The sequence below is a fragment of the Streptomyces durbertensis genome, assembly GCF_014156695.1.
Lineage (GTDB): Bacteria > Actinomycetota > Actinomycetes > Streptomycetales > Streptomycetaceae > Streptomyces > Streptomyces durbertensis.
Map to the genome: position 1 here is coordinate 1 of NZ_WMLF01000876.1, position 788 is coordinate 788.

The following is a 788-nucleotide window of genomic DNA, read 5'->3' on the forward strand; positions in this document are numbered from 1 at the left end:
GGCGGGCGGAGGCGCCGCCGCAACCACCGCCGCGCCGGCGCCTCCGCCCGCCCGCTCCCACCCACTTCCCGCATCAGCCGCTCGCCGACCCGGCGGTGCCCGGTGAACGGCAGGTCCTCATCGGTCATGCCCGGCGCGAGCGCCCGGATGTCCACACGTTCGTCATCGTTGTCGTGTCGCCGCTTGTCGTCGATGGCGGTCACAGCGCCCCCTCCTGAGTGATGTCGGTACGGCCCCCGCGCGGCCCCGGCAGTCGCCCGGCACGCCGCGCGTCCGGCTCCGCGCCGCTGAGCCGGCGCAGCCGCGTCCGGGCCCGCGAGAGCCGCGAACGCACAGTCCCCACGGGCACGCCGCACGCCTGCGCCACCTCGGCGTGCGACAGCCCCGACCAGGCGTACAGCAGGATCACCTCGCGATCCGCCCGCGACAGCCGCCCCAACGCGGCGAGCGCCGCCGCCGCACGGCCGTCCCCGCCCAACCGGTCGACGACCGCGTCCGCCGGATCCGGCTCGTACTCCGGCGACGGCAGCCGGCCCATCGCCTCCCGGTGCCGCCGCGCCGCCCGGCGCGTGTTGCGGATGACGTTGGTGGCGACGCCGAACAGCCACGCACGCCGGCTGTCGACGCCGTCGAGCGTGGCACGCAGCCGCCACGCCTCAAGAAAGGTGAGGGAGACGACGTCCTCCGCGCCCGCCCGGTCGGCGGTCATGCGGACTGCGTGCGCGTACACCGCGTCGGCGTGCGCCTCGTAGATCTCCGCGAACAGTTCGTGGTCCACGACAGTGAAG

Annotated in this window: 2 protein-coding genes; both read right to left on the minus strand. The window is 75.8% G+C overall.

Annotation, left to right across the window (positions count from 1 at the left end; translation table 11 throughout):
* On the minus strand, positions 1-203 hold a 203-nt coding region (locus tag GL263_RS27415; RefSeq protein ID WP_182858418.1), incomplete at its 3' end, for a hypothetical protein.
* A complete protein-coding gene (locus GL263_RS27420; RefSeq protein ID WP_182858419.1) occupies positions 200-778 on the minus strand; it encodes an RNA polymerase sigma factor in 579 nt (192 codons plus the stop codon). The genes GL263_RS27415 and GL263_RS27420, both read right to left, overlap by 4 nt.
* Between the last annotated feature and the right edge of the window lie 10 nt (positions 779-788).